Source organism: Sphingomonas lenta (assembly GCF_002288825.1).
GTDB lineage: Bacteria > Pseudomonadota > Alphaproteobacteria > Sphingomonadales > Sphingomonadaceae > Sphingomonas > Sphingomonas lenta.
On record NZ_NSLI01000004.1, the window covers coordinates 401422 to 425650 of the forward strand.

15 protein-coding genes are annotated in these 24229 nt (G+C 70.5%); 8 read left to right on the forward strand and 7 right to left on the reverse strand.

Annotation, left to right across the window (positions count from 1 at the left end; translation table 11 throughout):
• Positions 1–62: 62 nt before the first annotated feature.
• A complete protein-coding gene (locus CKY28_RS14185; protein WP_176473108.1) occupies positions 63–836 on the forward strand; it encodes a helix-turn-helix domain-containing protein in 774 nt (257 codons plus the stop codon).
• A 130-nt stretch (positions 837–966) separates the two neighbouring features.
• On the opposite strand, the gene CKY28_RS14190 is transcribed toward CKY28_RS14185, so the two are convergent.
• Positions 967–1737, reverse strand: coding sequence for a hypothetical protein (locus tag CKY28_RS14190; protein ID WP_245841849.1), 771 nt, complete (start codon positions 1735–1737; stop codon positions 967–969).
• A gap of 32 nt (positions 1738–1769) precedes the next feature.
• Entirely contained in the window at positions 1770–3047 is a 1278-nt protein-coding gene (gene purD, locus CKY28_RS14195; RefSeq protein WP_095999010.1) for a phosphoribosylamine--glycine ligase, read from the reverse strand.
• On the opposite strand from purD, the gene xseA reads away from it, so the two are divergent.
• Genes xseA through CKY28_RS14210 form a run of 3 tightly spaced genes read left to right on the forward strand, consistent with a single transcriptional unit; the run spans position 3046 to position 5450 of the window.
• Positions 3046–4416 (forward strand): exodeoxyribonuclease VII large subunit, encoded by a 1371-nt coding sequence (xseA, locus tag CKY28_RS14200; RefSeq protein ID WP_095999011.1) that lies wholly within the window; start codon positions 3046–3048, stop codon positions 4414–4416. The genes purD and xseA overlap by 2 nt on opposite strands.
• Before the next feature lie 18 nt (positions 4417–4434).
• A complete protein-coding gene (locus tag CKY28_RS14205; protein WP_095999012.1) occupies positions 4435–4635 on the forward strand; it encodes a DUF2093 domain-containing protein in 201 nt (66 codons plus the stop codon).
• Complete coding sequence (locus CKY28_RS14210; RefSeq protein ID WP_095999013.1) at positions 4632–5450, forward strand: M23 family metallopeptidase; 819 nt, start codon at positions 4632–4634, stop codon at positions 5448–5450. The genes CKY28_RS14205 and CKY28_RS14210 overlap by 4 nt, the downstream gene beginning before the upstream one ends.
• On the opposite strand, the gene CKY28_RS14215 is transcribed toward CKY28_RS14210, so the two are convergent.
• Positions 5447–5962, reverse strand: coding sequence for a hypothetical protein (locus CKY28_RS14215; RefSeq protein ID WP_095999014.1), 516 nt, complete (start codon positions 5960–5962; stop codon positions 5447–5449). The two genes, CKY28_RS14210 and CKY28_RS14215, sit on opposite strands and share 4 nt — an antisense overlap.
• A 239-nt stretch (positions 5963–6201) precedes the next feature.
• Between CKY28_RS14215 and CKY28_RS14220 the strand changes: the two genes are divergently transcribed.
• A complete protein-coding gene (locus CKY28_RS14220; RefSeq protein ID WP_245841850.1) occupies positions 6202–9267 on the forward strand; it encodes a TonB-dependent receptor domain-containing protein in 3066 nt (1021 codons plus the stop codon).
• Between the two features lie 67 nt (positions 9268–9334).
• Here the strand turns inward: CKY28_RS14220 and clpB are convergent, their stop codons facing one another.
• Positions 9335–11914, reverse strand: coding sequence for an ATP-dependent chaperone ClpB (gene clpB, locus CKY28_RS14225; RefSeq protein ID WP_095999016.1), 2580 nt, complete (start codon positions 11912–11914; stop codon positions 9335–9337).
• A 251-nt stretch (positions 11915–12165) separates the two neighbouring features.
• Here clpB and CKY28_RS14230 point away from each other — a divergent pair, with 251 nt between their 5' ends.
• From CKY28_RS14230 to CKY28_RS14240, 3 genes are all read left to right on the forward strand, one after another.
• Positions 12166–14259 (forward strand): penicillin acylase family protein, encoded by a 2094-nt coding sequence (locus CKY28_RS14230; RefSeq protein WP_095999017.1) that lies wholly within the window; start codon positions 12166–12168, stop codon positions 14257–14259.
• A gap of 107 nt (positions 14260–14366) precedes the next feature.
• Positions 14367–17249, forward strand: coding sequence for a M16 family metallopeptidase (locus CKY28_RS14235; RefSeq protein ID WP_095999018.1), 2883 nt, complete (start codon positions 14367–14369; stop codon positions 17247–17249).
• 13 nt (positions 17250–17262) lie between these two features.
• A complete protein-coding gene (locus tag CKY28_RS14240; protein ID WP_095999019.1) occupies positions 17263–17568 on the forward strand; it encodes a hypothetical protein in 306 nt (101 codons plus the stop codon).
• A 245-nt stretch (positions 17569–17813) separates the two neighbouring features.
• On the opposite strand, the gene CKY28_RS14245 is transcribed toward CKY28_RS14240, so the two are convergent.
• The 3 genes from CKY28_RS14245 to CKY28_RS14255 all read right to left on the reverse strand — a co-directional run bounded on the left by CKY28_RS14245 (position 17814) and on the right by CKY28_RS14255 (position 24166).
• A complete protein-coding gene (locus CKY28_RS14245; protein ID WP_095999020.1) occupies positions 17814–18209 on the reverse strand; it encodes a response regulator in 396 nt (131 codons plus the stop codon).
• 68 nt (positions 18210–18277) lie between these two features.
• Positions 18278–20812, reverse strand: coding sequence for an ATP-binding protein (locus tag CKY28_RS14250; RefSeq protein WP_095999021.1), 2535 nt, complete (start codon positions 20810–20812; stop codon positions 18278–18280).
• Between the two features lie 96 nt (positions 20813–20908).
• Positions 20909–24166: a S8 family peptidase gene (locus CKY28_RS14255; protein ID WP_095999022.1), complete on the reverse strand. Its 3258-nt coding sequence runs from the start codon at positions 24164–24166 to the stop codon at positions 20909–20911.
• Between the last annotated feature and the right edge of the window lie 63 nt (positions 24167–24229).

A 24229-nucleotide genomic window follows, 5' to 3' on the forward strand; every position in this document is an offset into this window, starting at 1 on the left:
CCAAGCCGGCGTTACATTTATCGCGTTATTTAACCGCCTACGATTCATATCACGCTTCTTTGTTGCCGGGCGAAGAAGCGCGGGACGTCATTCCGCCTGCGTGGGCGGCGATCCGTTTCGCGGAGGACGATTTCGACTGGGGGGCGAAGATCGGACGGCGGACGTTCGATCCGGGACCGCGCAACGCCCTGTTCGGGCCGACGAGCCACGCCGCCTATACGCGCTTCGCCACGGGGCGCTGCGTGTGCGTGGGCCTGACGCCGCTCGGCTGGGCCCGCTTCGTCGGACGCGACGCCGCGCCCTTCGCCGACCGGATCACGCCGCTCGAGACGGTGTGGCGAGACCGGACGGAGGCGCTGCGGGCGGCGGTGCTGGAGGCGGACGATCCCGCCCAGGCGTTCGACGCGTTCTTCACCGACCTCTTGATCCGCACGCCGCCGGAGGACGAGGCGGTGGCCCGGGTCGCGGCGCTGCTGCTCGACCCGGAGGTGCTCACCATCAAGGAGATGACGGAGCGGACGGGGATCGACGCCCGGCATATCGCGCGGCTGTCGACGCGCTATTTCGGCTTCACGCCCAAGCTGCTGCTCCGCCGGGCCAGGTTCATGCGCGCGCTGATCGCGTCGATGCAGGTCGGGCGCGGCGGGTGGAAGGCGCTGGTGGTGGCGGCCGGCTACCACGACCAGCCGCACTTCATCCGCGACTGCCAGCTGTTCCTCGGCATGCCGATCTCGTCGTTCATGCTGAAGCCCAAGCCGCTGTTCGAGCTGTCGCTCCGGCTCCGGGCGCAGGTGGTGGGCACGCCGGCGCAGGCGCTGCATCCGGTGGAGGGGTAGGCAGTCAGCGCAGGGGCCGACACGGGAGTAAATCCCGTGCCGTCGGTCGCGGCTGGAGCCGCGCCGGCCGGGCTGCTGTGTGCGGGCGAGCGGAGCTCGCACGCACCGGCTTACAGCTGCGCTGTGCGCCTCACAGCTTGCCGAAAACAGCCTCAAAGCCTGCGCGGTCGCCCGCCGCGAGAAACCTAGCCTGTTCGATCCACCGGTCCCGGTGCAGCCTCCCCGCGAACGGTCCGAGCCGGCCGTCGAGCGCTTGCGCCTGGTCAGCATCGAGCGCCGCGATCTGGCCCACGGTGGTGATGCCCAGCTCGGCGAGCCGTGCGGCGACCTTCGGCCCGAGCCCTTTCAGCTGCGTGACCGGCCCGTCGGCGGGGGAGGGGGTGCCCGCCTGGGCCGGGGCGGGCTCGGCCTCGGCGGCGGGGCTGGCGTCCATGGGCGCGGCGGTCAGGGCACCCCGCAAAGTACTACTTTGCGGGAACCCCACGGCGATGCGCTCGTCCTGCATCGGCCGCGCGGGCGGGGCTTCGTCGGCGACGGGCTCGGTCGGGGCGGGGCCGACCGGTTGCGGCGCGACGAGGTCGTCGTTCGCGGGTGGGGTAGGAGCGATCCCGATCGTGGAGCGGTCGAGCGACTGGGGCGGGATTGGCGCGTCGCGCAACTCGGTCGGGGCGGGCGCGGGCGGCGGGGGCGGCACCCCGGCTTCCGCTGCCTCCTCCTGCACGCGGCGCTCGGCCGCGCGCCTGGCGCGCGCCTTGCGGATACCGACGATCAGGATCAGCAGCGCCGCCGCGGCGAGCAGCGCGATCAGCACGAAGTGGATGGTCGTGAACGTGCCCGTGCCGGGCGGGGTCAGCGTCCCCTCCACCTCGGGGGCGGCGACGGCGGTGATGGGCAGCCACATGGGTCGGCGATCCTCTCGAACCTGTTCTCTGTTCAATCCTGCGGGGTGCGCTCGCGTTCCACCGCGCGCCAGCCGATGTCGCGGCGGTGGAAGCCGTCGGGGTAATCGAGAAGGTCGACGGCGCGGTAGGCGGCGGCCTGGGCCTGCGTGACCGTGGGGGCGAGCGCGGTGACGGCGAGGACGCGGCCGCCGCTGGCGGCCAGCGAACCGTCCGCTTCGCGCGTGCCCGCCTGGAACACGATCGCGCCCGTCGCCTCCGCCTCGTCGATCCCGCGGATCGCGCCGCCGGTGCGGGGCTGGCCGGGATAGCCCTGCGCCGCGACGACCACCGTGAGCGCGGCGTCGGTCGAGAAGAGCGCGGGGCCGAGTTCGGCGAGGCGTCCCTCGGCGGTCGCGAGCATCACCTCCAGCAGGTCGCCTTGAAAGCGGGGCAGCACCACCTCCGCCTCCGGATCGCCGAAGCGGGCGTTGTACTCGATGAGCTTGGGGCCGGTCGCGGTCAGCATCAGCCCGGCGTAGAGCACGCCCTGGAACGGCGTACCCGCCTCGCGGAGAGCCGCCAGCGTGGGCGCGACGATCTCGGCGAGGGCGCGCGTCTCGAGCTCGGGGGTGAGCACGGCGGCGGGGCTGTAGGCGCCCATGCCGCCGGTATTGGGGCCGGTGTCGCCGTCGCCGACGCGCTTGTGATCCTGCGCGGTGCCGAAGCTGGTGAAGAACTCGCCGTCGGTCAGCACGAACAGGCTCGCCTCCTCGCCGGACAGGAACTCCTCGATCACCGCCTCGGCCTCACCGCCGTCGAACAGGCGGTCGAGCGCGGCGTCGGCCTCCTCGCGGCTGTAGGCGATCGTCACGCCCTTGCCCGCGGCGAGCCCGTCGGCCTTGATGACGACGGGCAGCGAGAAGGTGGTCGTGATCGCCGCGTCCGCCTCGTCGCGCGAGCGCACGCGGAGATAACCGGCCGTCGGGATGCCCGCGCGGGCGCACAGGTCCTTGGTGAAGCCCTTGGAGCCTTCGAGCTGGGCGGCGGCCTTGCTCGGGCCGAACACGGAGACGCCCGCCGCGCGCAAGCTGTCGGCCAGGCCATCGACGAGCGGGGCTTCGGGGCCGATCACGACCAAGCCGATGTCGTGTCCGCGCGCGAAATCGACGACGGCGGGGTGGTCGGAGGCGTCCAGCGTCACCAATTGGGCCGAGCGCGCGGTGCCGGGGTTGCCCGGTGCGGCGTAGAGGGTAGTGAGGAGCGGCGACTGGGCCAGTTTCCAGGCGAGCGCGTGCTCGCGGCCCCCGGAGCCCAACAGCAGGACGTTCATGGCCTCTTCCTCCCCCGATGCACCCCGGCTGGTAGCGGAGCCTGTCCCCGGCGACAACGCGCTCGCCGTCACCGTGTCCGAGCTGGCGGGCAGGCTGAAGCGCGTCGTCGAGAACGAGTTCGGCTTCGTGCGCCTGCGCGGCGAGATCAGCGGTTGGAAGCGCGCGGTGTCGGGCCACGCCTATCTCGCGCTCAAGGACGAGGGCGCGGTGATCGACGGCGTGATGTGGAAGGGGCAGGTCAATCTTCTGCAATTCCAGCCGCAGGACGGGATCGAGGTTGTCGCCGCCGGAAAGCTGACCACCTATCCCGGCCGGTCCAAGTACCAGATCGTCATCGAGCGCATGGAGCTGGCGGGCGCGGGCGCGCTGATGGCGCTGCTCGACAAGCTCCGGCAGAAGCTCGCGGGCGAGGGGCTGTTCGACCGTGAGCGTAAAGTACGGCTCCCTTTCATGCCACGGGTGATCGGGGTGGTGACCTCGCCCACGGGCGCGGTGATCCGCGACATCCTGCACCGGCTGGAGGACCGCTGCCCGACGCACGTCGTGGTGTGGCCCGTCAAGGTGCAGGGCGAGGGGTCGGCGCAAGAGGTGGCGAGCGCGGTGCGGGGGTTCGACGCCATGCCCGCCGACGGGCCGGTGCCCCGCCCTGATCTGGTGATCGTCGCGCGCGGCGGCGGGTCGATCGAGGACTTGTGGTCGTTCAACGAGGAGGTGGTCGTGCGCGCGGTCGCCGACTGCTCCATCCCGATCATCTCGGCGGTGGGGCACGAGACTGACACGACCTTGTGCGACCACGCCGCCGACCTACGCGCGCCCACGCCGACCGCGGCGGCCGAGCTGGCGGTGCCGGTGCTGGCCGATCTGCGCTACCAGATCGAGAGCCACGCCGCGCGTACGGGGCGGTGCGCCCGTCGCTACGTCGAGCGCGGGCGGGAGCGGCTGGACGCGCTGGTGCGCGTGCTGCCCAAGCGCGACCAGCTTCTGGGGCCGCAGCGGCAGCGGGTGGACGACGCGTCGGCGCGGCTCGACCGCGGGCTGGAGCGGCGCGTGGTGCAGGCGCGGGGCCAGCTCGACCGCTTAGGCGGCGCGCTCCGCCCGGCGGTGCTGCAACGCGAGCTCGCGCGCGCGCGCGAACAGCTGGAGAGCATTTGGCGGCTGGTAGACTCGCTCAATCCCAACAAGGTGCTCGAGCGCGGCTATGCGCGCGTGACGGGGAGGGCGGGGGACACGCTGCTGTCCGCCGCCGCCGCCAAGGGCGCGGGCGCGGTGACGATCCACTTCGCCGACGGTTCGGTCGACGCCAAGGTTGAGCGGGGCGGCGGCCGTGCCTATCCTGACAAGAAACCCGAGCAGCCTTCGCTGCTCTGACCTCACGGACCGCGTCCCATGCTGATGTCGAACACCGACCGCCCCGCGCGGCTCCACTACATGGCCAACGGCTTCCGCGTGCTGGCGCCGGGCGACCACGTCGTCTGCGCGGCGACGGGCGCGCGCGTGCCGTTGAACGACCTGCGCTACTGGAGCGTGGCGCGCCAGGAGGCCTACGCCACCGCGCAGGTGGCGAGCGAGGCGCTGGCGCCCAAGTGAGGACGTTCCTCGCGCTGGCGCTGCTCGCCGCGCCCGCTGACGATTTCCGATTGGAGGGCGTGCCCACACAGGGCGGCCTCGTGACGGGCGAAGCGCCCGCGGGCGCGGTGTCGGCGGTGCTGCGCACGCCGGGCGCGGCGGACGTCTCCGTCACGCTCGACCGGGGACGGTTCCTCGTCGGGTTCGACCGCGATGCGCCCGCGAACGCCGAACTCGTCGCGCGCTTCGCGGACGGGCGCGAGCTGCGCCGGCCGGTCGTCGTCGCCCCGCGCGCATGGCGGATCGAGCGCGTGGACGCGCCGTTACGCGCCGGCCGCACGAGCGCCGAGTTCGAGGCGGTCAGGCCGGGCGAGCTCCAACGCATCGCCGCCGCGCGCGCCGCGCGGACGGAGGCGACGGGCTGGCGCGAGCGGTTCCGCTGGCCGGCGACGGGGCGCGTGTCCGGCCTGTTCGGGTCGCAGCGCGTCTACCAGGGCGTGCCCGGCTCCTACCATTCGGGCGTGGACGTGGCGCTGCCGACGGGCGCGCCGGTGGTCGCACCCGCGGGCGGCGTCGTGGTGCTCGCCGCCGATCCCGCGCGGCCTTTCACGCTGGAGGGCAATCTCCTCCTGATCGATCACGGCGGCGGGCTGTCGAGCGCCTTCCTCCACCTGTCGCGCATCCACGTGCGCGAAGGGCAGCGCGTCGAGGCGGGCCAACTGGTGGGCGAGGTCGGCAGGAGCGGCCGCGCGACGGGGCCGCACCTCCACTGGGGCCTGCGCTGGCGCGACGCGCGGCTCGACCCGCTGCTCGTCGCGGGGCCGATGCCGCGTTAGTTCACCCGCTTCACGCGGATAGCGGGCTGGCGCTCGACATTGGCGAGGAAGCTGCCGAGAGCGCCCTTGCGGATGCGGATCGCCTGGCCGGGCCGCGGCGTGCGGGCGAGCTCCTCGCTGTCGGTCTGGACCCAGTTCGCCCCGTCGGCGAGCGTGAACCGCCAGCGCCCGCCCGCTTGCGCCGCGTCCTTGAGCGTGGTCTCGATCTGCGCGAACTCGGGCTCCTCCGGTCCGTCGTCGCGGTCGCCGAACAGGCGGATTTTCGGGAGCGTCAGCCCGAACAGGCTGCGGCGCGCCTCGCGCACCTGGGCGCGGTCGACCACCACCACTTCCCGCTTGCGCTCCGCCTCGTCCAACGCCGAGACCTGGGCGTCGTAGCAGCGGAGCCGCTCCGCGTCGGCGGTGAGCTTTCGGCAGTCGACCAGCCGGGACAGGAGCGCCGGCCGCTCGGTCGACTGCGCGGCGGCCCCGCCCGCGGCGGCGAGCGCGAGCGCCCCGATCACGTATTTCATCCTCCGAACCCTCCCGATGCCGACGCCGGCGGTCCCTCGCAAACGTCAGCAGTGTTGCAATAAGGCGACAGGCCGACCGCAAAGCTCCGGCGGCGCTTAATGCGTGGTTTACACGCTTCTTCAGGATCATGCATCAGCGGCCGCATCTCCGAAAGGGGGGTGGTGCGTCGCCGCGTGATGAAGCCGCAAAGGCTCGGACGCGCGGCCCCGCCGGAACGATTCAGCATAAGGACCAGCTAGTGACCTACTCCCGGAAGCTCCAAATCCTGGCGAGCGCCGCGCCGTTCGCGATCGGCCTCGCGCTTCTCGCTTCGCCGGCGAGCGCGCAGCAGGAGGACACCGTCGGCGCTCAGTCGAGCCAGGACCAGACGGTCCCGGGCCAGACGGACGAGGCCCGCGCCGCGGCGGGCCAGGCGACCAGCACGGGGCAGGGCGAGGACGTCGTCGTCACCGGCTCGCGCATCGTGTCGCCGACCATCACGGCCGTCGCGCCCGTGCAGGTGGTCAGCGACGTCCAGATCGACCAAGCGGGCGTCACCAACGTCCAGGAGCTGCTGATCGAGAACCCGGCGTTCACCCCGGGGCTCAGCCGCACCAACACCGCCTTCCTGACGTCGGGGGCGGGCGTGGCCACCGTCAGCCTGCGCAACCTGGGCTCCGACCGCACGCTGGTGCTGATCAACGGCCGCCGCGTCGTCGCGGGCCTGCCCGGCTCGGCGACCGTGGACCTCAACATCATCCCCCAGCAGTTCATCCAGCGCATCGACACGCTGACGGGCGGCGCGTCGTCGCTGTACGGCTCGGACGCCGTCGCGGGCGTGGTGAACTTCATCTACAAGGATGATTTCGAGGGCGTCGACGCCAACGCCCAGTACGGCATCACCGAGCGCGGCGACGACCGCCGCTACCAGGCGAACGTCACGGTGGGTGCGAACTCGGCCGACGACCGCGGCAACATCATGGTGCACGTCGGCTATACCCGCGAGGACGGCCTGCTCTCGCGTCAGCGCCGGAACACGCTGGTCGACGATCTCGACACCGCGTTCAACCTCACCGGCGATCCGGCCGACTACGGCGTGCCCACGCAGCCCTTCTTCTCCGGCTTCGCGCCGCAGGGCCGCTTCACGGCCGGCGGCTGCAACTTCACCTTCGGCCCGACCGGCGCGCTCGAGCGCGGCTTCAGCGCGAACGGCGGAACGATCTCGGCCGGACAGGCGGCCGCCTGCGGCGTGCCTGCCGGCACCGCGCTCCCCGCGCGCGGCTTCAACCGCCAGTTCTTCCGCACCATCGCGGTGCCGGTGGAGCGCTACCTGTTCGCCGCGAGGGCGCGCTACGACATCAGCGACAGCCTCCGCTTCATCGGCGAGGCGACGTACAACAACACCAGCTCGGCCCGTGAGATCGAGCCGTTCCCGCTCGACTCGGGCGGCATCGGCGGCATCAACCCCGTCAGCGGCCTGATCCCGCTCGAGCAGCGCGTGGGCACTACGCTGGTCCGCAACCCGTTCGTTCCCGACGCGATCTACAACGCGGCGCGCGACGGCGACGGCGACGGGCTTCGCGACTTCAGCTTCGCGCGCCGCATCAGCGAGTTCGGCACGCGTAACGGCGAGACGGAGCGCAACCTCTACCGTTTCGTGGTCGGCTTCGAGGGCGACCTGTTCGACAACAAGTTCAATTGGGACCTGACCTACAACTACGGCCGGAACAACGAGTCGCAGATCTCGAACGGCCAGGTGAACGTCCTGAACTTCCGCAACGCGCTCAACGCGGTGCCCGGCCCCAACGGACCGCAGTGCGCCGACCCGATCGCGCGGGCGCAGGGCTGCGTGCCGATCAACATCTTCGGCGCGAACTCCATCTCGCCTGCGGCGGTGCGCTACATCGCCGCCGACCAGACGCTGCAGAGCCGCATCACGCAGCAGGTCGTCCAGGGCAACCTGTCGGGCGTGCTGTTCGACCTGCCCGCCGGCCCGCTGGGCGTGGCGGTCGGCGCGGAGTACCGCAAGGAGACGAGCCGCGAGAACAACGACGCGCTCACCAACGCCGGCCTGAACGCCGGCAACGCCATCCCCGACACGTCCGGCGAGTTCGACGTGAAGGAGCTCTACGGCGAGGTGAACGTGCCGATCCTGGCGGACACGTCGTTCGTCGGCCAGCTCAACCTGCGCGCGGCCGGCCGCGTCTCCGACTACTCCACGGTCGGCACCGTCTACACCTATAGCGTGGGCGGCGAGTGGGCGCCGATCCCGGACATCCGCTTCTCGGGCACGTACGCCCAGTCGGTCCGCGCACCGAACATCGGCGAACTGTTCACCGGTCCGTCGCAGACCTTCCCGTCGGGCCTGCAGGACCCGTGCGTCGGCGTCCAGGCGACCGGCGGCGGGACGCGCGGCGACGTGTGCCGCGCCTCGCCCGGCGTGCTCGCCAACATCGCCGCGAACAACGGCACGTTCGCGCTGACGCAGCCCGACCTTCAGGGCATCAGCGGCTTCAACGGCGGCAACCCGAACCTGGGCGAGGAGACGTCGAAGTCGTACACGGGCAGCGTCGTGATCACGCCGCGCTCGATCGACTTCCTGCGCAACGTCGTGCTCCGCGTCGACTACTTCAACATCGAGATCGAGGACGCGATCAACGCGCCGCCGCGGCAGTTCGTCCTGGACCAGTGCTACAACCAGAACAACCAGGAGCTCTGCTCGTTCATCCGCCGTCGCCCGACCGCGACCGGCAACAACAGCGCGGGCTCGATCGAGCTGATCGACGCGTTCCTGATCAACGCCGGCGAGCTCTCGACCGAGGGCCTGGACGTGACGCTGACCAACCGGATCCCGCTGGACGGCGTCGGCCTGCCGGGTGCGTTCAACATGCGCGTCGCGTACACGCACCTGTTCAACGGCGAGGTCATCCCCGTGCCCGGTTCGACCCCGGACGTCTTCGCGGGCGAGGTCGGGACGCCTCAGGACCGCTTCACCGCGACGGTGGGCTACACGGGCGAGCGCTTCAACATCAACTTCACCGGCACCTACTTCGGCCGCTCGAACGAGGATGACCAGACGCTGGCCTCGCTCGATCTCGACCGCAACGCGATCAAGATCCCTGCGCAGTTCTACTTGGACAGCCAGGCGTCGTTCAAGGCGGCGGACCAGTACGAGTTCTACGTCGGCGTCGACAACCTGCTCGACAATGATGCCCCGAACATCCTGTCCGGCACGACGTTCAACGTGACGGGCACCGACACGGCCGCCGCCACCTACGACGTGTTCGGCCGCCGCTACTATGCGGGCGTGCGCTTCCGCTTCTAAGCGGACGGCTCCGGCCTGATATGATCGGGGCCGCTCCCTCGCGGGAGCGGCCCCTTTTTTTCGGCGATTACGCGACGGAGAGCGCCAACTTGCCTTCGCCCTCGTCGACGCGGACGGTCCGGCCGTCGCCGACGTCGCCGCGGAGCAGCATCTCCGCCAGCGGGTCCTGGAGGTGGCGCTGCACCGCGCGCTTGAGCGGCCGCGCCCCGTACACCGGGTCGTAGCCGACGCGACCGAGCCAGGCGCGGGCGGCGTCGGTCAGCTCCAGCGCGATCTTGCGGTCGCCCAAGAGCTTGGCGACGCGGCCGACCTGGATGTCGACGATCGGGGCCATGTGCGCGAGCCCCAGTCGGTGGAACAGGATCACCTCGTCCAGGCGGTTCAGGAACTCCGGCCGGAAATGGGCGCGGACGACCTCCATGACTTGCGGCTCGACCGACTCGACGTCCTCGCCCTCGCCCAGGTTCGCGAGATACTGCGAACCCAGGTTGCTGGTCAGGATGATGAGCGTGTTGGTGAAGTCCACCGTGCGGCCCTGGCCGTCGGTGAGGCGACCGTCGTCGAGCACCTGCAAGAGCACGTTGAACACGTCGCCGTGCGCCTTTTCGACCTCGTCGAAGAGGACGACCTGATAGGGGCGGCGGCGGACGGCCTCCGTCAGCACGCCGCCCTCCTCATAGCCGACATAGCCGGGCGGCGCGCCCATCAGGCGGGCGACGGCGTGCTTCTCCATGAACTCGCTCATGTCGATGCGCACCATCGCATTGGCGTCGTCGAACAGGAACTCGGCCAAAGCCTTGGTCAGCTCCGTCTTGCCGACGCCGGTCGGGCCTAGGAACAGGAACGAACCCAGCGGGCGGTTCGGGTCCTGGAGCCCCGCGCGGGCGCGGCGGACGGCGGTGGAGACGGCGCGGACCGCGTGCTCCTGGCCGATGACGCGACGGCCCAGCACCTCTTCCATGCGGAGCAGCTTCTCGCGCTCGCCCTCCAGCATCCGGTCGACGGGGACGCCCGTCCAGCGGCTGACCACCGCGGCGATGTCGTCGGCGGTCACCTCCTCGCGGAGCATGGCGGTGGCGGTCTGCGCCTGCGCCTCCTCCAGCTGGCGGGTGAGCTGCGGGATGACGCCGTAGCTGAGCTCGCCCGCGCGCGCGAGGTCGCCCGCGCGCTGCGCCTGGTCAAGTTCGATTCGTGCGTGGTCCAGCTGCTCCTTGAGCTTGGCTTCCGCGCCGATCTTCTCCTTCTCCGCCTGCCAGCGTGCGGTCAGCTCGGCCGACTGCTGTTCGAGGTTGGCGAGGTCCTCCTCCAGCGCCGCCAGCCGCTCGCGCGAGGCGGCGTCGTTCTCGCGCTTGAGCGCCTCGCGCTCGATCTTCAGCTGGATAATGCGGCGGTCGAGCGTCTCGATCTCCTCGGGCTTCGACTCCACCTCCATACGGATGCGGGACGCGGCCTCGTCCATCAGGTCGATCGCCTTGTCGGGCAGGAAGCGGTCGGTGATGTAGCGGTTTGACAAGGTCGTCGCCGAGACGATCGCGCCGTCGGTGATGCGCACGCCGTGGTGGAGCTCGTACTTCTCCTTGAGGCCGCGCAGGATCGAGATCGTGTCCTCGACCGTGGGCTCGCCGACGAACACGGGCTGGAAGCGGCGCTGGAGCGCGGGATCCTTCTCGACGTGCTTCCTGTACTCGTCGAGCGTGGTGGCACCCACGCAGTGGAGCTCGCCGCGGGCGAGCGCAGGCTTCAAGAGGTTGGACGCGTCCATCGCGCCCTCCGACTTCCCCGCGCCGATCAGCGTGTGCATTTCGTCGATGAACAGGATGATCTGGCCCTCGGCGGCCTTCACCTCGTCGACGACGCCCTTCAGCCGCTCCTCGAACTCGCCGCGGTACTTCGCGCCGGCGATGAGCGAGCCCATGTCGAGCGCCATCAGCGTCTTGTCCTTGAGGCCGTCGGGCACGTCGCCGTTGGCGATCCGCAGCGCGAGGCCCTCGGCGATGGCGGTCTTGCCGACGCCGGGCTCGCCGATGAGGACGGGATTGTTCTTGGTGCGGCGCGCGAGCACCTGGATGGTGCGGCGGATCTCCTCGTCGCGGCCGATCACGGGATCGAGCTTGCCGTCGCGCGCGGCCTCGGTCAGGTCGCGGGCGAACTTCTTGAGCGCGTCGTAGCGGTCCTCGGCGGACGCGGTGTCGGCGGTGCGGCCGCCGCGAAGCTGGTTGATCGCGCCGTTGAGCGCGTCGGCCTTCACGCCCGCGGCCGCGAGCGCCTTGCCGGCGGCGGTGGTGGTCGCGAGCGTCAGCGCCAGCAGCATGCGCTCGACGGTGACGTAGCTGTCGCCCGCCTTTTGCGCGACCTGCTCCGCCTGGTCGAGCACGCGCACGGCGTCGTTGTCGAGGCCGGGTGGCGTCTGCGCGCCCGAACCGCTGACGGCCGGCAGCTTGGCGAGCGCGGCGTCGGTCTCGGCGGTCGCGCGCTTGGCGTCGCCGCCCGCGGCCCCGATCAGGCCCGCGGCCATGCCCTGCTCGTCCTCGAGCAGCGCTTTCAGGATATGCTCCGGCGAAATCCGCTGGTGGTTCATGCGGATCGCGACGGTCTGCGCCGATTGGAGGAAGCCCTTGGCGCGGTCGGTGAATCGTTCGAGGTTCATGGAGATCCCTGTTGTCCTTACGCCTCAGGTGGTGTGTTATCCGGGCAACACAAGGGTCGGAAGTTCACAAACTTCGCGCTACGTGCCGGCTGAAAGCACCCCGCCCGAAAGTGCCGGTGCGCCACATAAGCCGAGCGCGCGGCCCGGCGTCCGAGGAAAGGAAAGGGGGCGGCGAAGATGAGAGACGCATGATCCGCTAGCAAGCACGGCCCGATCCTGTAGGACAGCCCCATAAATCAGGGGAGGGCCGATTGATCCGTCGCTTGGCATGGGGGCTGGCCGCCTTGCTGGTCGTCGTCGCGCTCGCGCTCGCCGTCTGGGAACCGCTCGCCGCCACGCGCGCCGCGCCGCCGCCCGTGCGGGCGTACGACGCGGTGATCGCGCGCGACCGGTTCGGGGTGCCGCACATCTTCGGGCGGACGGACGCCGACGTGGCGTACGGCGTCGCCTACGCGCATGCGGAGGACGACTTCTCGACGTTGCAGGAGGTGCTCGCGATGACGCGCGGGCGGCTGGGCGCGATCACGGGTAAGGACGGGGCCGCGGTCGACTACGCCGCGCACCTGCTCGGCGCGCGCGACACGGTGCGGCGGGACTACCCGAAGCTGCCGGCGGACGTGCGGGCGCTGCTCGACGGCTACGCGTCGGGGCTGAACCGCTACGCCGAGCGGCACGCCCGCGAGATCCGGCTGCCTCGGTTGTTCCCCGTCAACGGCGAGGACGTGGCGGCGGGATTCGTGGTACGGCTGCCCTTCTTTTTCGGGCTCGACGCCTTGTTGGGCGCGCTGGCGGGCGACGAGCCGATCCCGGCCGAGCGGCCGCAGGGGCAGGATGGCGCGCCCGTCGGGCAAGCGGTCAGCGAGAACGGGTCCAACGCCTTCGCGGTCGCGCCCCGCCGGTCGGCGGACGGGTGGACGCGGCTGGTCAGCAACTCGCACCAGCCCTGGCGCGGCGGCGTCGCCTGGTACGAGCTGGTGGTGCATTCGGGCGAGGGCTGGAATTTCGCGGGCGCGACCTTTCCGGGATCGCCCTACCCGTTTTTGGGGCACAACGAGTTTCTGGGGTGGACCAACACGGTCAACCGGCCGGACCTGATCGACGTGTACCGGCTCGCCACGCAAGGCGACGCCTACCGCTATGACGGGCGCATGCGGCCGCTTGAGAAGCGGCGCGTGTGGCTGCCCGTCAAGCTGTTCGGTCCGTTCACGCTGCCCGTGCCGCGCACCATATATCGGGCGGTGCAAGGGCCGGTGATGCGGGGCGACAAGGGCGATTTCGCGATCCGCTACGCAGGCGCCGACCAGCTCCGGATGCTGGAGCAGTACTACCGCATCAACCGCGCGCGGAGCTGGGACGAGTGGAACCGCGCCATGGCGATCAACGGCGTGGCGGCGACCAACTTCATCTACGCCGACCGCACCGGGCGGATCGCGATGGTGTACAACGCGATGTTCCCGCGGCGGAAAGCTGGTTTCGACTACGGCAAAGTGCTGCCGGGCGATACGAGCCGGGCGTTCGAGCCCGGCCATCTCGGCTGGGCGGCCGTGCCGAAGAACGTCGATCCTCCGTCGGGCTTCCTCCAGAACGCCAACAACTCGCCCTACCTCGCGGCGGGACGCGGATCGGAGTTGCTGCCCCAGCCGCCGCTGCTCGGCGTAGAGACGGACGCGACCAACCGGGGAACGCGCGCGGTCGAGCTTTTGGAGGCGGACCGCTCGATCTCGCAATCCGACATTGAGCGGATCAAGTACGACACGGGCGTGTCGCAGCGGAGCTGGGCGGCGCGCTGGTTCGACCGGGTGCTCCGCGCGCCGGGGAACGACGATGCGAAGCCGGTGCTGGCGCGCTGGGACTGGAACTTCGACGGGCGAGGCCCCGCCGACGCGCTCGCGGCGCTAGTGCTGCGCGAGGGGAACAAGTGGCATTACCGCAGGCGCGCGCCGACCGACCCGGCGGAGGCGCTGAAGGTCTCGGCGGATTACCTCGGCAAGCATTTCGGGCGGCTCGATCCGCCGCTGGGCGAGGTGCTGCGATTGCGGCAGGGCGGGGTCGACCTGCCGCTCGACGGCGGGCCGGACGTGCTGCGCGCGATGGCGCTGTGGGACGAGGCGGACGACGGGCGGCTCGCGGTCCGGCACGGCGACAGCTTTCTAATGTTCATGGCGTGGGACCGCGAGGGAAGGGTGCGGTCGCGCTCGATCCAGCCCTTCGGTGCAGCGACCACGCGGCCGGACAGTCCACACTACGCCGACCAGGCTTCGCTGTTCGCGGCGAAGCGGACCAAGCCGGTGCTGTTCCACCCGCGCATGCTGCGGGGGAATGTGGAGCGGGTGTACCGGCCGTGACTCGTTCCTCCCCCGCATCGCAGATGCGGGGGAGAATCAGGGCGTTGCACTTGGGCAAGACACTCCTATAGATCGGCCGACATTTGGAGAGAGGGTCGCCCGAACCTATGCAGATCAAGACCTTGGCGCTCGCGGGCGTCCCTTTCGTCGCGCTCCACGCGCCCGCCTACGCGCAGACGGCCCAGAACCCGCCTCCATCCCCGCAAGCGGCGATCGCGCCGGCGGTGCCCGTCTCGCAGCTCGTCCGTCAGGTGGACATCCCCTACCGGCAGTTCACGCTCCCGAATGGTCTCCGCGTCGTCGTGCACGAAGACCGCAAGGCGCCCGTGGTCGCGGTGTCCGTGTGGTACGATGTCGGCTCCAAGCACGAGCCCAAGGGCAAGACGGGCTTCGCGCACCTGTTCGAGCACCTGATGTTCAACGGGTCGGAGAACGCGCCGGGCGAGTTCTTCGAGCCGCTGAAGGAGGTGGGCGCGACCGATTACAACGGCACCACCTATTTCGACCGCACCAATTATTTCCAAACGGTGCCGACCGCGGCGCTGGAGCGCGCCTTGTTCCTCGAGTCCGACCGCATGGGCTATCTGCTCGGCGCGGTGACGCAGGCGAAGCTCGACGAGCAGCGCGGCGTCGTCCAGAACGAGAAGCGGCAGAACGACAACAATCCCTACGGCCTCGTCCAGTATAAGCTGCTGGAAGGGCTGTTCCCGGCCGGCCACCCCTATGGCCACTCCACGATCGGGTCGATGGCGGACCTGGACGCCGCATCGCTGGACACGGTGAAGGACTGGTTCCGCGACCATTACGGCCCGAACAACGCGGTGCTCGTGCTGGCGGGCGACATCGACCTCGCGACCGCCCGGCCGCTGGTCGAGGAATATTTCGGCGCGATCAAGCGGGGGCCGGAGTCCAAAGCGCCGCCCGCGCCCATCCCGACGCTGCCCGCGCCCAAGAAGGACGTGATGCAGGACAATGTCGCCGCGACCCTGCTGCTGCGCAGCTGGGTGGTGCCGGGCCTCAACGACGAGGACTCGGCGGCGCTGGAGGTGGCGGCGGGCGTGCTGGGCGGCCTGTCGTCGTCGCGGCTCGACAACGCGCTGGTGCGCCGCGAGAAGCTGGCGGTGCAGGTGGGCGCGAACAACGCCGACTTCGCGCAGCTGGGCCAGTTCACGATCCAAACGGTGGTGCGTCCCGGCGTCGACGCGGCCGTCGTGGAGAAGCGGCTGGACGAGATTCTGGCCGACTTCATCCGGACCGGACCGACCGCCGACGAGGTGAACCGCTTCGTCACCACCACGGTCGCCGGCCGCATCGACGGGCTGGAGTCGGTCGGCGGTTTCGGCGGCAAGGCGGTCGCGCTCGCCGAAGGCGCGCTCTACTCGAACGATCCGGGCTTCTACAAGAGGAGGCTGCAGGCGCTGAGCCGCCAGACGCCCGAGAGCGTGCGCGCGGCGATGCGGAAATGGCTGACCCGGCCCGTCTACGCGCTCAACGTCGTGCCGGGGAAGCGTCCGGCTTATGAGGAGGCCAAGCGCGCCGCCGCCGACCCGGTGAAGGCCGCGCCCGATACGCCGTTCCAGGGTACGCGCGGGCCGCTGCCGCCGGTGGGCGAGGTCGCCGGGCTCAACTTCCCCGCCGTGCAGCGCACACGCCTCGGGAACGGCATCGAGGTCGTCTACGCGCAGCGCACGGCCGTACCGGTGACGGAGGCCGTGGTGAGCTTCGACGCAGGCGTCGCAGCGGACGTGCCCGGCAAGCTCGGCACGCAGGGCATGACGCTGGCGGTGATGGACGAGGGCGGGACCACCAACCTCGACTCGATCCGGCTGGCCGAAGCCAAGGAGCGGCTGGGCGCGGGCATCGGCACGGGCGGGTCGAACGACCGCACCACCTTCTCGCTCGAGGTGCCGAGCGCCAATCTGCAGCCGGGCATGGCGTTGCTCGCCGACGTGGTGCGCAATCCCGCGTTCCGCGAGGAGGAGCTCGGGCGCTTGAAGAACCAGGCGCTGGCGGGCATCCAGCAGGAGCTGACCAGCCCGCAGGCGCTGGCCGGCCGCGTGCTCCCGCCGCTCCTCTACGGACCCCAGAGCCCTTACGCCAAGGCGCAGGGCCTGGGTGATCCTAAGGCGGTGGCGGCGCTGACGCGCGCCGACCTCGTCGCGTTCCAGCAGGCGTGGCTCCGGCCGGAAAAGGCGAAGATCTTCGTCGTGTCCGACCGTCCCCTGGCCGAGATCACGCAGCTGCTCGAACAGCGCTTCGGCGATTGGCGGGGGGTCGGCGCGGCCGGGACCAAGAGCTTCGGCCGGTCGCAGCCATCGGCTCCGAAGATCGTGCTGGTCGACCGGCCGGACAGCCCGCAGTCGCTGATCGTCGCGGGCCTGCCGACGCAGTTGCGGGGCACGCAGGACCTGCTCGCCTACCAGACCGCGAACGACGCGCTGGGCGGCAGCTTCCTGAGCCGCGTCAACACCAACCTGCGTGAGACCAAGGGCTGGTCCTACGGCGTGCGCGGGTCGTTCAACCAGGCCGAGTACGCCGCGCCCTATGTCCTCTCCGCGCCGGTCCAGGCGGACAAGACGGGACCGTCGATCGCCGAGCTGCGCACCGATGTGCGCGACTTCGTGTCGACCAAGCCGATCACGCAGGCGGAGTTCGACCGCGCGATCACGGGCGCGATCCGGGCGCTGTCCGGCAATTTCGAGACGTCGGACGCGGTCTTGGGCGCGATGCAGTCGAACGATCTCTACAAGCGCCCGGACAACTACTACGCCACGATCACGCAGAAATATCGCGGGTTCACGCGTGATCAGCTCGCCGACGCGATGCGCCGCGTGATCGATCCCAACCGCTTCGTCTGGGTGGTCGTGGGTTCCGCCGCGCAGGTGCGCCCGCAGCTTGACAGCCTGGGCCTGCCCGTGGAGGTGGTCCCGGCGGCCGCGGTGGCCGGGGGTGCGGCGCCCGCGCCCGCGACGCCCGCCGCGACGAAGTGAGGGAGATGAGCTGATGGCTGGTGTCGACGGAACCTACGACTGCACGGTCAAATCGCCGCTGGGCGACCAGAAGATGACGCTGACGGTGCGGGGCGAGAACGATAAGTTCACCGGCACCGTGTCGGGCGCGATGGGCTCGAGCGACGTGTCGGGCGACGTGCGCGGCCAGCAGATCAGCTGGAAGCAGCAGATGACGGTGCCGATGCCCATGACGCTCGACTGCCAGGCGACGGTGGACGGCGACACGATCACCGGCACGGTAGGCGCGGGGGCGTTCGGGAGCTTTCCGTTGAACGGCGCAAGGGTGCACGCGGGCTAGCGGAGCTAGCACGCGAGACACTCAAGCCCGGCCGGCGTAGCGCAGCTACGTCCGACGACGCGGCTTTGCCGCGGCGGGGTAGTACGAAAGGGCCCGTCCTCCCGGTGCGGAGGGCGGGCCCGTTTGTTGTGAAAAACAAGCGCCGCGGCGAAGCCGCGTCGTCGGCCGACACGCGCGGGTCAGAACCGCGCGGTCGCCGGCCGAGCACGGCCGTCTCGCTTCGAGCTGTGCTCGGCGCGTGCGGCCTAGCTGAGTACCACCGCGTTCGACCCCGCCGCCTTCGCCAGCATCTGGCTCATCGCCTTCAGCAACTTCCCCATCGCGACCGGCTTCAGCAGCACCTCGTCCGCGCCCTGCGCGATGCAGCGCTCACGCAGGTCCAGCGCGGTGTCGGCGGTGACGACGATGACGGGCAGCTGCGCCTTGGCGTCGCCGCGCGCGCGCAGGTGGCGGATGGCGGTCAGGCCGTCCATGCCGGGCATGCGCAGGTCCATCAGAACGATGGAGAACTGGCCCTCGTCGATCATCTGGAGGCCGGTCTCGGCGTCGGGCGCCTCGGCCATGTTGGCGCCGACGACGCTCAGCATGTCCTTGACCACTCGGCGGTTCATTGCGTCGTCTTCTACGAACAGGACTTGCATGCGACCGGATTCCCTGAACTTCGAATCACTGTGTAGCGGTTGGTGGTAAACACGGGCTTACCGAGGCCTCACGCCGCCCGCGCATCCAAGAGCGCGGGGGCGACCAGCGTTTCGGGATCGTCGCCGTAGAGCGAGCGCAGCGCCGTCATCAGGTCCGCCGCGCCGATCGGCTTCACCACGAGCTGCGACGCGCCCACGAGCATGCCCTCGGCGACGGTGATCCCGGCCGCGGCGGGGGCGAGGAGGAGCGTGGAATGCGCGCCCGTCCGGTTCGCCGCGGCGACCAGCTCGCGTAAGCCCGCCAGCACCTCCGGACCTTCCGCGCCGGCCGACGCAGCGTCGGCGACGACGTGCGTGATCCCGCCCGCCTCCATCGCGGCGACCGCTTCGCCCACGCCGTCGCAGACGGTGACCGACTCGGCCTCGGCGGCGAGCAGCAGGCGCATGACGCCCTGATTCAAGGGGTTGCGCTCGAGAAGGAGCATGCGCGCCTGCCCGAGCGCCGGATTATTCTCCAGCTCCTCGGCCGCCGCCGCTTCGACCTCGGCGCGCTCCAGCGGCAGCGTCACGGTGAAGCTGGCACCGTGGCCGGTGGCGCTCTCGACGCGGATGTCGCCGCCCAGCGCGACCGCGAGCTGCTTGCAGATGGCGAGCCCCAGGCCGGTGCCACCGTACTGGCGCGTCGTGCCGCCGTCGACCTGGCGGAACGCTTCGAAGATCTCCGCCTGCTTCTCCGGAGGGATGCCGATGCCAGTGTCGGCGACGCGCAGCACCAGCGTCTCCGCGCCGTCCGCTCGCCCCTCGACGCCCGCGAACAAGGTGACGCGGCCCTGCGCGGTGAACTTGAGCGCGTTGGACATCAGGTTGAAGACGATCTGGCGCAGGCGGCCGCCGTCCGACACGATGCGCCTGGGCGCGTCCGCCTGGTCTAGCACCAGCTCAAGCCCCTTGGCCTGCGCCTGGCCACTCCACAGGCGTGCGGCGTCGTGGAGGATGCGGTCGAGGTCGCACGGCTCGCGCGCGACGGTGAGCTCGCCCGATTCCATCTTGGCGACGTCCAGGATGTCGTCGACCAGCGCCTTCATCGTCTCGCCCGCGCCGTGCACCACCTCGATGCGCTCGCGCACCTCCTTGGCGACGCCGCGGTCGGCGAGCAGCACCTGCGTCATGCCCAGGATGCCGTTCAAGGGCGTCCGGATCTCGTGGCTGGTGGTGGCGAGGAACTCGGTCTTGGCCTTCAACGCCTTTTCCAGCTCGGTGTTGACCTCGGTCAGCGAGTTGTTGGCGGCCGTCACCTGGTCGCGGCTGCGGCGGACCGCGAGGAAGCCGAACAGGAGGACGCCGAACACCGCCGCGCCCGCGACTAAGAGGCCGCTGAACAGGATGTTCTGCGACCGCCGCCGGTCGCGCTCCGCCTCCAGCTCGCGGGCCTGCTGGTCCTGGCGGAGCTTGGCGATCTGCAGGTTCTGGTTGGTGAAGTCGAAGCGCGCCGCCATCAGCTGCGCCGCGGCGGAGGCGGTGAGCTGCTGCGCCTCGTTCTCCAGGCGCTGATAAGCCTTGAGGTGCCTGAGCGCGAGCGCGCTGTCGCCGCGTCGCTCGAACACGCGCGCCGCGGCGTGATGGTAGTCGCGGAAGAGCGTGTCGGACTTTTCCAGGTCCACGCCCGCGAAGATGCGCGCCAGCGACACCTCCGCGTGGTCGAAATCGCCGCGCGCGATCGCGACCATGGCGGCCGCGCCGTGCACGAAACGCCGCCATCGTGCGCCTTCGCCGCTCGCGCTGAGCCTCATCGCCTCGTCCACCGCGGCCTGCGCGCGGCCCAGGCGCCCGGCCTCGGCCTCCGATTCGGCCAAGTTGACGTTAATGCGCGCCTGGAGAAGCATCGCGCCGAGCCGGCGCGCCTGGGCGAGCGCGGTCCGATAGACGTCGGCGGCCATGGCGTGCCGGCCCTGCTTGCGGTACGCTTCCGCCTGATTGTTTCGAAGCGTCAGCGTCAGCATGGGATCGCTGGGATAGGCGGCCTCTGCCTGCCGGGAGTATTGCAGCGCGCGGTCGTAGTCGCCGGCGTCGTGATAGATCAGACCGATGTCCTGGAGGGTGAGCGCGTTGCTCCGCTGCTCGCCGGCGCGGTGGAACACGTCGTGCGCGCGCTGATAGTCGCGCAGCGCGTCCAGCGTTCGGCCGGTCACCGATGCGATGAAGCCGCGCGAGCGCAGGGCGTCGCCGTGCAGCTTGGTGTTGGGCGCGGCCTGCATGGCCCCGGATAGCGCGGCGTCGATCGCCGGCGCCGCTTCCGCCGTCTTGTCGAGGAAGATGAGCGCTTCGCCTTCCAGCCAGCGCCCGGTCGCCGTCGCGACGACCTTTTCCCTGCCCTCCGGGAGCCGCGCCGCGGCCGCCAGCACGCCCCGAGCCAGCGAGAGCGCCCGGGCGGGGTCGCTCATCATCGCCTTCTTGGCCTCGGCGATGGCGCGGTCGATCGCAGCCGCCACGTCCGTCCGCTTGACGGCGCCCGCCGGCTCGGGCCCTGCGGCGACGGCGGGAGCCGCCGGGGCGGCGAGCAGGAGCGCCAGGAGGACGCACGGCGGGAGCAAGCTCGTTCGCATGGCCGCGACGCTACCGCCCAAAACTTAAGATGACGCAAAAGGGAAAGGGGCCGCCGCCTCGCCGGCGACGGCCCCCTCCCACGTCTCGCCTGTGCTTCAGAAGCTCAGGCGCATGCTCCCGCCGACCGTCATGGACGGCTGGGCGGCGGCGTCGCTCTTGAGGTCGGCGCGGCCGAACAGGCTCAGCTCGCCGCGGCCGTCCAGCATCGACCGGCCGTACATCGCCTCGGCGACGAAGCGGCGCGTCCCGCTGTTGAGCTCGAACGTCTCGACTTCGGTGCCCAGGCGGCCGGTCGTGCGGTCGACCACCTTGACCTGGTTCACCGCGACCGATCCGCTTTCGACGTGCAGCGGCTGGGCCAGGGTGACGCGCGCCCGGTCCGACCCGTCGAACAAGCCGTTCTTGGACAGCGCGACCTGGAAGGCGCTGCTGACGAGGCCGCCGTCCGCGACGCCCATGTTCTGGCGGCCGAGATCGGCTTCGCGAGTGCGGCCCAGCGTGCCGGATACGGAGAAGGTCAGCCCGTGGCCGGGCGTCACGTCCGCACCGATCGTGGCCGCGTCGGTGGTGGAGCCGTGCGCGAAGTCGGAGGCGTCCAGCGACTGCGTGCCGAGCAGGCCCGCGCCCTCGTCGAGCATGGTGTAGCTCGCGGTGGCGGTGAGCCAGCCGGTGGCGCGGTAGCGGGCCGAGAGGACGCTGGCGGTCGCCTGGTACGCGTCGAGCCCGCCTAGCGCCACGCGGTCCTGGAACGGCATCTGGTCCGTGTCGCGGCGCGCGCTCTGGTTGGACACGCCGGCCGTCAGCGTCAGCCGGTCGCCGAGCGCCACGTCCGCCGCGGCATAGGCCGCGCCGGACGCCAGGCCCAGGAACGGGTTGGCGCCGCCGTTGAGCACGTCGTAGTCCGACTGAAGGGCGAAGCCGCGCTGCCCGTCGACGTCCGCGCCGCCCACGCCGCTGCCGAACCGCATCGCGACCCGGCCGCTGGCGGATTGGAACGCGACCGCCGTATCGAAGGGCGACGTGCTCTGGCGCAGGCCGGGCCGCCACGCCTTGGGCGTGACGCTGACGGACGCGGCCAGATCGCCGAAGCCCGCCATCGGCGCGCTGAACCGCTGCGCGCCGAACGCGTCGGATCCCGTGCCGGCGAAGCGCGTGGGCGAGCCCAGCGCCGCCTGGAAGCGGCTCCGGAGATACCAGTTCATCTGGTCGCGGTTGCTGCCGACCTGCATGCCGACCAGCTTGGACGACATGGGGACGTAGAAGTCGCGCCAGGACGAAGTCGTGTTCTCGAAGACGTAGAAATACGCCCGATTATAGTCCCAGGTCGACCGCGTGTACGAGCTGGTGTTCCGAAGCGTCGCGAGCGTCGTGTCGGTGAGGGCGCCGCCGTTGAGGCTCTGCTTGATCGTGACCTTGTTCCAGTCGAGCGGAGACATGGCGGCCTCGACGTCCAGCATGCCGCGGCCGTACACGGGGTCCGTGCCCGGTTCTCCGAGGTCGCGGGCGCTCGACAGGATGATGTGCGCGACGTCCAGTGGCTTGTCGAGCAGCCAGGGCCAGCGCTCGGCGATCAGCGCCACCGTGCCCGACACCAGCGGCGCGGCGAAGGACGTGCCCGACAGGCGGGTGACGTTGCTCTTCACCCCGGCCGAGTAGTTGCCCGTGCCGTCGTCGACCAGCATGAGCTCGCCGGGCGCGACGAGGAAACGGTTCATCAGGAGGCCGCTTTCCTTGATGTAGTCGGACTTCTCGACGAACCACGGATTCGACTTGGTCCAGCGCGCCGTGTTCTTGCACACGAAGCCGTCCGTCAGGCAGACGTTGCCCGGCCGGTTGGAGAAGTTCGAGATGACGTTGTTCGGGTCCACGGAGCCGACGACCAGGAAGGTGCTGTCGAACGCGGCCGTCATGTCGACGTTCTTGGTCTGGGTGAACCCGTCATTGCCCGCGGCGATCACGAAGACGCCGTCCTGGATCTTGGACTTGATCGCGCTGTCGCCGAGCACAGGCTTCCAGTCGGGATGGAAGGTCCAGCCCGGTACGCCCAGCGAAAGATTGATGACGTGGGCGTCCGTGCCTAGCGTATTCAGCCCGGCCTTAATGTGCGTCCACGACGCCGACTCGGTCGCGTCGAACGGGTTCCAGGCGACGATCTCGGCCCGGGGCGCGAGGCCCATGACGCCGCGGCCGTCATGCGCGCCGACGATTAGGCTCGCCACCGCGTTGCCGTGCGCGCCCGCCACCTGCGAAATGCCGGCGGACCGGATCACGTTGGCCTTGGGGTCGCCGGTAACGCTGAAGTCCAGCAGGCCCACCTTCACCTTGGCGCCGTACAGGCCAGACTGGGCCTGGTGCGTCATGGAGGGCGTCCAGTTGATCGCCTTCATCCAATGGTCGACCGAGTCGACGCCGGAGAAGAGCATGACGTTGTCGCGCCAGTCGAGCAGGAACAGCTCGAGGTCGACCTCGTTCAGCCCGGCGATCGACCGCGCGTCCGAGAGGTTGATGCCCCATTTGGAGAGCATCCGGTTGGAGAAGCCGTCCTCGAACGTCTTGCCGGTCTGCGCCGTCACGGCCGAGCCCCACACGCCCTTGGTGGCGGCGACCATGGTGAAGATCTCGTTCCGGATGCCGGTGTAGTTGGTCGGCGCCGAGTCGAAGCTCTTGAGCGTGCCGTCCACCGAGCGGAGTCCGTCGGCGAAGGCGCGGATGCGGCTGGAATAAGCTTCCAGGTTCCCGTCGAACGCGCGGATGCGGCTCGAGCTGGCGAGCAGCGAGCTCGACTGGGAATATTGCGTGCCCCAGAAGGTGTTGGAAGTGGGGGTGTAGCTGTAGGTGCCGCTGACCGCCGGGTCCGACCAGAAGGCACGGATGCGGCTCGACAGCCCGTTGAGCTCGCCCGCGAAGGCGCGGATGCGGCTGGACGAGACGCCCAGCGTGTCCTCGAAGGCGCGGATGCGGCTGGAGGTGCCGACGATGTCGCCTGCGAACGCGGTGTAGCGGCCGTCGTGCAGCAGGAACGGGCCGCCGAACGGGCGGATGACGCCGCGGTCGCCCTTGCCCGCCATCGGCACCAGCCGCACCTCGGAGCTGAGGTCGGCGTCGGGCGCGACCGGCGTGAACGGCCGGATCGTGCCCCTGTCGCCCTTGCCCGCCGCCGTCACGTCGACGGTGGTGAGATCGGGCGCGACCGGCGCGAACGGTCGGATGGTCCCCTTGGTCCGGCCCGAAGCCGACGAGACGGGTGCGCCCGGCTTGGGCGCGGCGGCGGTCTGCGCCGCGGCGGGGGCCGCGATCGCGAAGGAGAGCGCCACCGCGGTGGTGGCCAGCAATTGGTGTTTCGTCTCGGTCATCCTGACCCCCTATTCTCGTCCGATGCCTCCATCGGCACGGTGCCAGTTAGGGGGTGAATGCTG